Source organism: Bradyrhizobium acaciae (genome assembly GCF_020889785.1).
Classification (GTDB): domain Bacteria; phylum Pseudomonadota; class Alphaproteobacteria; order Rhizobiales; family Xanthobacteraceae; genus Bradyrhizobium; species Bradyrhizobium acaciae.
This window is the reverse complement of record NZ_JACMYK010000225.1, coordinates 1-7697: the sequence shown is the minus strand read 5'-3', so window position 1 is coordinate 7697 and position 7697 is coordinate 1. Positions and strand designations below refer to the sequence as shown.

The following is a 7697-nucleotide window of genomic DNA, read 5'->3' as shown; positions in this document are numbered from 1 at the left end:
CCGCCGCGTCGCGCGCAGCCGACAGGATGGCGCTGCGCCGGGCAGCCAGCCGTTTCACGACCTGATGAGTTCGCCGATAGACCATGGCGTTCCGTCCCCCCACCGTGCGCCCCGGCCGGCGCCCACCGGCAGAACACACGCGTCTTCAATGTTTTGAACGATTGATCCCGCAACCGTCTGAAGAAGTGAACAACTATTCAGACTGAATGACAAGCTGGAATTGTAAGGATTTTGCGACAGCCGCATGCCACCCCGGATTGCGCCGGCGGCACTCCGGCCCAAGCGAGGCCCTGCCCGACCGAAATCGCCGGGATATCGCCGGCTGCCGGCAATCCGCAGGATCGGATCAGGACTGCGATGGTAAATCGCAAGCCAAGATGATTGCTCGCAATCGAGACATCCGATCTCACGCAGGCCGCGCGATACCTCGGCCGCATTTACCCGAATTTATCGGAAGCCGTGGTCGAGTGCGCCGCTAGCGTCACGCGTGGCGTTGCCTCTGGATGTCCCCGGCCGAACCAAGAAAGCGCATGTCACTGTCCGTCACCAGCAGCGTGAGCAGCCGCAATGCGGCGCGAGGACTGCTGCCGCTCTGCGCCGCCGTGGGCGCCTATCTGTTCTATCTCTCGGCCGGCGAGATCCAGCTGCGCGATACCGACACGATGTGGCAGATCAGGGTCGGCCAATGGATTCTCGACCACGGCGCGATGCCGACCTCTGACGTGTTCTCGTTCACCCGTTTCGGCGAGCCCTGGATTTCGAGCTCGTGGCTGTCGCAGGTGGTGTACGCCCTCGTGTACGGCGGCGATTGGGCCGGGCCGGTCATCCTGACGTCGATCGCGATCGGCGCGACGGTCGCAATCTTCCTGCATCTGTTGAGCCCGCATTTCGATCCGGCGCGTGCGCTGCTGATCGCCGCGCTGGCGCTGCTGTTGTCGACGATCCACTTCCTCGCGCGGCCGCACATGCTGGCGCTGCCGGTGTTGCTGGCGTTCGTCGGCGGCCTGATGTCGGCTGCGGATCGTCGCACCTCGCCGTCATGGTGGCTGCTGCCGCTGATGGCACTATGGGCCAATCTGCATGGCGGCTTCGTTCTCGGCCTGGCGCTGATCGGACCGATCGGACTGGAGGCGATCTGGAGCGCCGAGCCCAGCCGCCGCCGTCAGCTCGTCGCACGATGGGGACTGTTCGGCCTCGCCGCCCTCGCTGCGAGCTGCGTGACGCCCTACGGCTGGAATAGCCTCATGGGCGCGACCAAGATCCTCAGCCTCGGCAAGCTGCTGACGCTGATCGGGGAATGGAAGCCCGCAGATTTCAGCAAGCCCAGTTTCTTCGAAGCCACGCTGCTCGGCCTGATCGGGCTCATCACCTATCGCAGGCTGACCCTGTCAGTGCCGCGGATCCTGCTGCTGCTCGGCCTGATCTGGATGGCGCTGAGCCACGTCCGCAACATCGAGGTGTTCGCGTTCATCGCGCCGCTGGTGCTCGCCAAGCCGATATCAGAACAATGGGGACATGCAGGCGCCGCCGCCTCCCGCTTCGAGGAGACCCGCTCGGTCCCTGTCATCACGATCCTGGCCGTCATCGCGATGGTGATCGGAGCGTGGGTGACGACGACGATGTTCGTCGCACAGCACGAGTTCAAGTTCCTGCCGGCGGTCTCGCCCGTTGCCGCGGTCGACGTCCTCCAGCAGCACAAGGCGCAGCGCGTGTTCAGCACCGCGCCGTTCGGCGGCTACATGGTGAGCCGCGACATGAAGGTGTTCATCGACGGCCGCGCCGAACTGTACGGCGAGCAATTCGTGCTCGACTATTACGCCGCGCTCGACGCCCGCGATGTCGGACAGCTGCTCGACCTGCTCGACAAATACCGGATCGACGCCACGCTGCTGAGCTCGGACTCTCCGGCCGGAAACGCGCTTGATCATCTCAAGGGCTGGAAACGGCTGTACAAGGACGACATCGCCGTCATCCATGTGCGGTCGGACGAGAGGGCGGGCGCAGAGCCGGCGGCTGCGGGTTTGAACCAGCCTTAGCTGCAACGTTGTTCCGATCGAGATGTCTATCCGTCATCCTGAGGATGATGGGTCCGCTACGGCACCGAGTCCAACGCACGATCAGGCTCGACTTAATTCCCCGTCTGAAGCTCGCCGAAGCGGTCCCAGGTCTTGCCGTTGAAGCGCATTAGCTGCATCTGGTCGACCGGCACGTGGTCGGACGGCGAGGTATTGACCTTGATGCCCGGCAGCAGCATCGGCAGCTCCAGCTGCTTGATCGCGAAGGCCTGCCGCAGGATGTTCTCGGTCGACAGATCATCGCCGCAGGCCTTCAGCACGGCCTCGAGCGCCATCGCGCTGTTGTAGGCGTTGACGTAATTGGTGTCGTGCTGATCGCCCTCAGGCACGTACCTGGTCATGAAGTCGCGCCAGCCCTTCATGCCGGGATCGTCCTTCCAGGCCGGATCGTCCGGGTCCTTCACATAGGCGGTCGAGATGATGCCGGTGCCGGCCTCGACGCCGGCCGGCTGCATCACGGTCGAAATCCACACCGCGGTGTTGGACAGGAAGGTCATCGGCCGCCAGCCGATCTCATAGGCCTTGCGGATCGACTGCGCCGCGAATTTCGGCGTCGCCGCGATCACGAAGACGTCGGCATTGGTGGCCTTCAGCTTGACGATCTGGGAGTCGATGGTCGGGTCTGTGATCTCATAGGTCGCAACCGTGACGACGGAATCGTATCTCTCGCCGAGCACGTCCTTGAGGCCAGCGAGATAGTCGCGGCCGTAATCGTCGTTCTGCGAGATCACGGCGAATGTTGCGTTCGGATTCTTCGCCAGCGCGTAGCGCGCATAAAGCCGCGCCTCGTAGCGGAATGGCGCCTGCACGCCCATCGTCGCCTGCGGGAATTGCGCGATGTCGCCGAACTTCGAGGCGCCGGAGGCCAGGAACAGCTGCGGGATGTTCTTGCCTTGCAGGTACTTTGCGATCGCCGTGTTGTGCGCGGTGCCGATCGAGGAGAAGATCAGCGCGACCTCGTCGCTCTCGACGAGGCGGCGGGTCTGCTCCACCGTCTTCGGCGGCGCGTAGGAATCGTCGAGCGAGATGAAGTTGATCTTGCGGCCGTTGATGCCGCCGCGCTCGTTCAGCATCCTGAAATAGCCGGCCTCGCCCTTGCCGAGCGCGCCGAACGCCGACACCGGCCCGCTATAGGGCATGGTCTGGCCGATCCTGATTTCGGTCGATGTGACGCCGCGCATCTCGGCGGCGAATGAAACGGCGGGCAGCAGCAGGAATGAAATGACGCCAAGCGCGCCGAATGCCTTGCGCATCGGCCTCCCTCCCCTTGTTCTTGCCGCACGTCCGGGACGACGCGGCGATGCCGTTTGGCGCGAGGATGCCACGAGGTCTGTGCGCATGCCAATAGCGGCAACGTCGGATGGTAGGCAAAGCGAAGCGTGCTCAGCCTCACGAGCAATGCTCTGGATGGTGGGCACGGCGCAAGCGCGCCTTTGCCCACCCTACATTATGTCAGGCTCTTGCCGCGCTCTTTCACCGGAATCACGAATTTCAGCCCCGACCAAACCGCATCGACGGCGCAGACCTTGATGTCGACCAGGCCGGCCGCGAGCCCGGCCTCGCGCACGGCCCTGTCGTCGAGATCGGTCGCGACGCCTGAGCTCTTCTTCGGCCACGATACCCAGATCATGCCGTCCGGCGCGATCGCCTCCCGGTAGCGCCGCAGCCTGGCGGCGAGCCACCTCGCCTCGGCGGCGAACAGGTGCACGGCATCGAGCGGCGCGCGCGCCGTCTTCGCGATCCGCACATCGGCGGGCAATGCGCCGACGACATCGCCATAGGGGACGGACAACCCGTCGACAAAAATACAAAAGCCCGGCTTGAGGCCGAGCTTTTGCACTATCGGTTTGCCGGAGCTGCCGGCCACGGCAGGCGAGGCTTACGCCTGCGGCTGCGGCTCCATGCCGGTGTCCGGATCAGGACGCGGGCGCGGCTTGCCGGCCGGCGGCACGGCAGATGCGCGCGGCGTCGACGGCTCCAGCACCGACTCGCGGTTCGGCTTCTTGCCCTTCAGCAGGTCGATGATCTCGTCGCCGGTCAGCGTCTCGAACTCGAGCAGGCCCTTGGCCAGCGCTTCGAGATCGTCGCGCTTCTCGGTGAGAATCTTGGTCGCCTCCTGGTAGCCCTCCTCGACCAGACGCCTGATCTCGGAATCGATCTTCTGGACGGTCGCCTCCGACGCGTTCTGCGTGCGCGAGACCGACATGCCGAGGAACACCTCGTCCTGGTTCTCGCCATAGGAGACGGTGCCGAGCTCTTCCGACAGGCCCCAGCGCGTCACCATCATGCGAGCAAGGCGGGTCGCCTGCTCGATGTCGGAGGCGGCGCCCGAGGTCACCTTCTCGCGGCCGAAAATCAGCTCTTCCGCGACACGGCCACCCATCATGATCGCGAGGCGCGAGGTCATCTGCTCCAGCGACATCGAGAGCTTGTCGCGCTCCGGCAACTGCATCACCATGCCCAGCGCACGGCCGCGCGGAATGATGGTCGCCTTGTGGATCGGATCGGTCGCGACGACGTTGAGGCCGACGATGGCGTGACCGCCCTCGTGATAGGCCGTCAGCAACTTCTCTTCCTCGGTCATGACGAGCGACTTGCGCTCGGCGCCCATCATCACCTTGTCCTTGGCCTCTTCGAACTCGGCCTGCGTCACCATCCGCTTGTTGCGGCGGGCGGCGGTCAGCGCAGCCTCGTTGACGAGGTTCATCAGGTCGGCGCCCGAGAAGCCCGGCGTGCCGCGCGCGATGGTCTTGAGGTTGATATCCGGCGCCAGCGGCACCTTGCGGACGTGAACCTTGAGGATCTGCTCGCGACCGACGACGTCCGGGTTCGGCACCACGACCTGGCGGTCGAAGCGGCCCGGGCGCAGCAGCGCGGGATCGAGCACGTCGGGACGGTTGGTCGCAGCGATCAGGATCACGCCTTCATTCGCCTCGAAGCCGTCCATCTCGACCAGCAACTGGTTCAGCGTCTGCTCGCGCTCGTCATTGCCGCCGCCGAGGCCGGCGCCGCGATGACGGCCGACCGCGTCGATTTCGTCGATGAAGATGATGCACGGCGCGTTCTTCTTGGCCTGCTCGAACATATCGCGGACACGGCTCGCGCCGACGCCGACGAACATTTCGACGAAGTCAGAACCGGAGATGGTGAAGAACGGCACGTTGGCTTCGCCCGCGACCGCGCGCGCGATCAGCGTCTTGCCGGTGCCGGGAGGGCCGACCAGCAGCACGCCGCGCGGAATGCGTCCGCCGAGCCGCTGGAATTTGCCGGGGTCGCGGAGGAATTCGACGATCTCCTGCAAATCCTGCTTGGCCTCGTCGACACCCGCGACGTCCTCGAAGGTGACGCGGCCATGCGCCTCGGTCAGCATCTTGGCGCGCGACTTGCCGAAGCCCATCGCCTTGCCGGCGCCGCCCTGCATCTGCCGCGACAGGAATATCCAGACGCCGATCAGCGCGATGAATGGCAACCACGAGACGAGCAGCGAGACGAACCACGGCACGTTGTCGCCGGGCGCCTTCGCGGTGATCTGCACCTTGGCGTCATAGAGGCGCTTCACGAGCGACGGGTCGCTCGGCGCGTAGGTCTGGAAGCTCGTGCCGTTGTTGAAGGTGCCGTGAATCTCCGGGCCCTGGATCACGACGTCGCGGACATGGCCCTGATCGACTTCAGTGAGAAGCTGCGAGAACGAGATGTCGGAAGACGACGAACGCTGACCGGGATTCTGGAAAAGCGTGAACAACGCCAGCAACAGCAGGACAATGATGACCCAGAGGGCGAAATTCCGCAGATTGGCGTTCATGGTCTTCCTTCGTGGTCGCGCGGATCGCGGCCTCTCTCTATCCTTGGGCAGGCTCTGTGGGAATCCCCAGGGAATCCATCCCGTCGATGCCTACAATCTAGGTGCCGCTGGGGTCGATGCCAAGGGAACCACGCACGACTATTTACCGCATCCTAGCCCGATTCCCGGTCAAAAAATGGCGTCGAATCCGGTGTTTTTCCGGGGTGGTTAAGCCTCCTTGCCGGTTTATGACAGCGATTGAAACAATCGAACCCGGCTCAGCGGGAACGCGCCCGGCGCGGCGGCGCCGGCTCGATCCTGATGCGGCCGGAGGCGACGCTGATAACCGCTCCGGCAAGGGTCTGTTTCAGCTTGGATTCGCGTTGTCCGAAGGTCCCATCCAAGGCCTCATCCACCGCCGCGAGCAGGGTTTCGACCTTGCCGAGTTCGGCCGGCCCTTCATGTCCGGTACGATCGATGGCGCGCTTGAGCAGACGCAGGCGGATCTCCTCGGGCATCACCGCAAACAGCGCAGCGTCGAAGCCGGTGCGCGGGTTATCCTCATCTTTCAACGCGAGATAGCGCTCAGCGCCATCGACCAGCACCTCCAGCGCGACATTGGCTCGTGCGATCCGCGCGGCAAGCCGTGCCAGGTTCCGCGCATCGCCGCCCTCCTCCGCCAGCATCGGCATCAACGCGCGCAGCCGCGGCCGCGTGAAGGCCGGATCGTGATTGGTCGGATCGTCGGCAAAGCCGATGCGTGCCTTCTTCAGCGTCGCGATCAGCTGCGCCTTGGAGATATCGAGCAGCGGCCGCGTCAGCAAAACGCCGTCACGCTCGATCTCGCGCGCCATCGCGGAGAGGCCCGCGACGCCGCTGCCACGCAGCATCCGCATCAACAGCGTCTCGGCCTGATCGTCACGGGTGTGCGCGGTCAGGATATGCGTAGCGCCGTGCCTGCGCGCGGCTTGCGCGAGCAGGCGATAGCGCGCCTCACGCGCGGCCGCAGGCACGCCGGTCCCCGGCTTGGGCCCGCGCCAGCGCAGCGTGTGATGCGGCAGGTCGAGGCTTCGCGCCAGCTGCTTGACGTCGCGCGCCTCGCGCGCCGCTTCAGGACGCAGGCCGTGATCGACGGTGACGGCGACCAGTTGCGGTCCTGACGCAAGCGCGCGGCGCCAGCGCGCGGCCAGCCACATCAGCGCGACTGAATCGGGACCGCCGGACACCGCGAGCACAATCGCCGGTGCACGCGCGAGGCCTGCGAACAGGCGCTTGGCGTCGCGTGCCGGGATGGCCGATCGGTCGTCAGGCATTGCAAAACCAGCTTGTTGCGGAAAGGCCGGAAGCGGCCTCCCCGCGCTGGTTTAGCACTTCACGCGCTTCTGCTCGCGGTCAACCGTAGCCTTGACCCCGCCGGACGCGCGCGGATATTTCCGCGCGATCTCGCCGAACGCGGCGCAGGCGGCCTCCTTTTCCTTCAGCGCCGCCAGCGACTGGCCAAGTCGCAGCAGGGCGTCGGGCGCCTTCGCGGACTTGTCGAACTTGGTGGTCACGCCGAGGAAGGTTTCCGCAGCGTCGCGATATTGCTGGCGCTGGAAGTAGCTTTCGCCGAGCCAGTATTGCGAGTCCGCCACCAGGGGATCGCTCGGATATTTCTGGGCAAAGTTCTTCATCGTCTCTTCGGCGAGCGCATAGTCCTTGCGCTGCATGTAGCCGATGCCGAGGTCGAACTCATCCTTCGACGTCGCCGACGGCGGCAACGTGGTCAGGGCCGCGGTTGCGCCGGGGGCACCACGCTGCGGGCTGGTGTTGCCGAGGTTGAGCGGCTCGCCCGCCCCGCG

At 65.2% G+C, this 7697-nt stretch carries 6 protein-coding genes and 1 pseudogene; 1 reads left to right on the top strand and 6 read right to left on the bottom strand.

All coding sequences use genetic code 11. The features are described 5' to 3' along the window. Positions 1–85 (bottom strand): annotated as a pseudogene (locus H8A92_RS38750) (TetR/AcrR family transcriptional regulator); the annotation flags it as partial. Between the two features lie 445 nt (positions 86–530). Between H8A92_RS38750 and H8A92_RS38745 the strand changes: the two are divergent. Further along, positions 531–2036 carry a hypothetical protein gene (locus tag H8A92_RS38745; protein WP_229200540.1) on the top strand — a complete coding sequence of 502 codons (1506 nt, stop codon included), beginning with the start codon at positions 531–533 and terminating at the stop codon, positions 2034–2036. A gap of 92 nt (positions 2037–2128) precedes the next feature. Here H8A92_RS38745 and H8A92_RS38740 read toward each other — a convergent pair whose 3' ends face one another. The 5 genes from H8A92_RS38740 to ybgF all read right to left on the bottom strand — a co-directional run. Further along, positions 2129–3328: an ABC transporter substrate-binding protein gene (locus H8A92_RS38740; RefSeq protein WP_229200539.1), complete on the bottom strand. Its 1200-nt coding sequence runs from the start codon at positions 3326–3328 to the stop codon at positions 2129–2131. A 194-nt stretch (positions 3329–3522) separates the two neighbouring features. Beyond that, positions 3523–3942 (bottom strand): DUF3052 domain-containing protein, encoded by a 420-nt coding sequence (locus H8A92_RS38735; protein ID WP_229200538.1) that lies wholly within the window; start codon positions 3940–3942, stop codon positions 3523–3525. Positions 3943–3954: 12 nt separating this feature from the next. Further along, positions 3955–5877 carry an ATP-dependent zinc metalloprotease FtsH gene (gene ftsH / locus H8A92_RS38730; RefSeq protein WP_163152902.1) on the bottom strand — a complete coding sequence of 641 codons (1923 nt, stop codon included), beginning with the start codon at positions 5875–5877 and terminating at the stop codon, positions 3955–3957. 257 nt (positions 5878–6134) lie between these two features. Next, entirely contained in the window at positions 6135–7169 is a 1035-nt protein-coding gene (gene tilS / locus H8A92_RS38725; RefSeq protein WP_229200537.1) for a tRNA lysidine(34) synthetase TilS, read from the bottom strand. Positions 7170–7220: 51 nt separating this feature from the next. After that, positions 7221–7697: tol-pal system protein YbgF (gene ybgF / locus H8A92_RS38720; RefSeq protein WP_229200536.1), on the bottom strand; the 477-nt coding region annotated here is incomplete at its 5' end.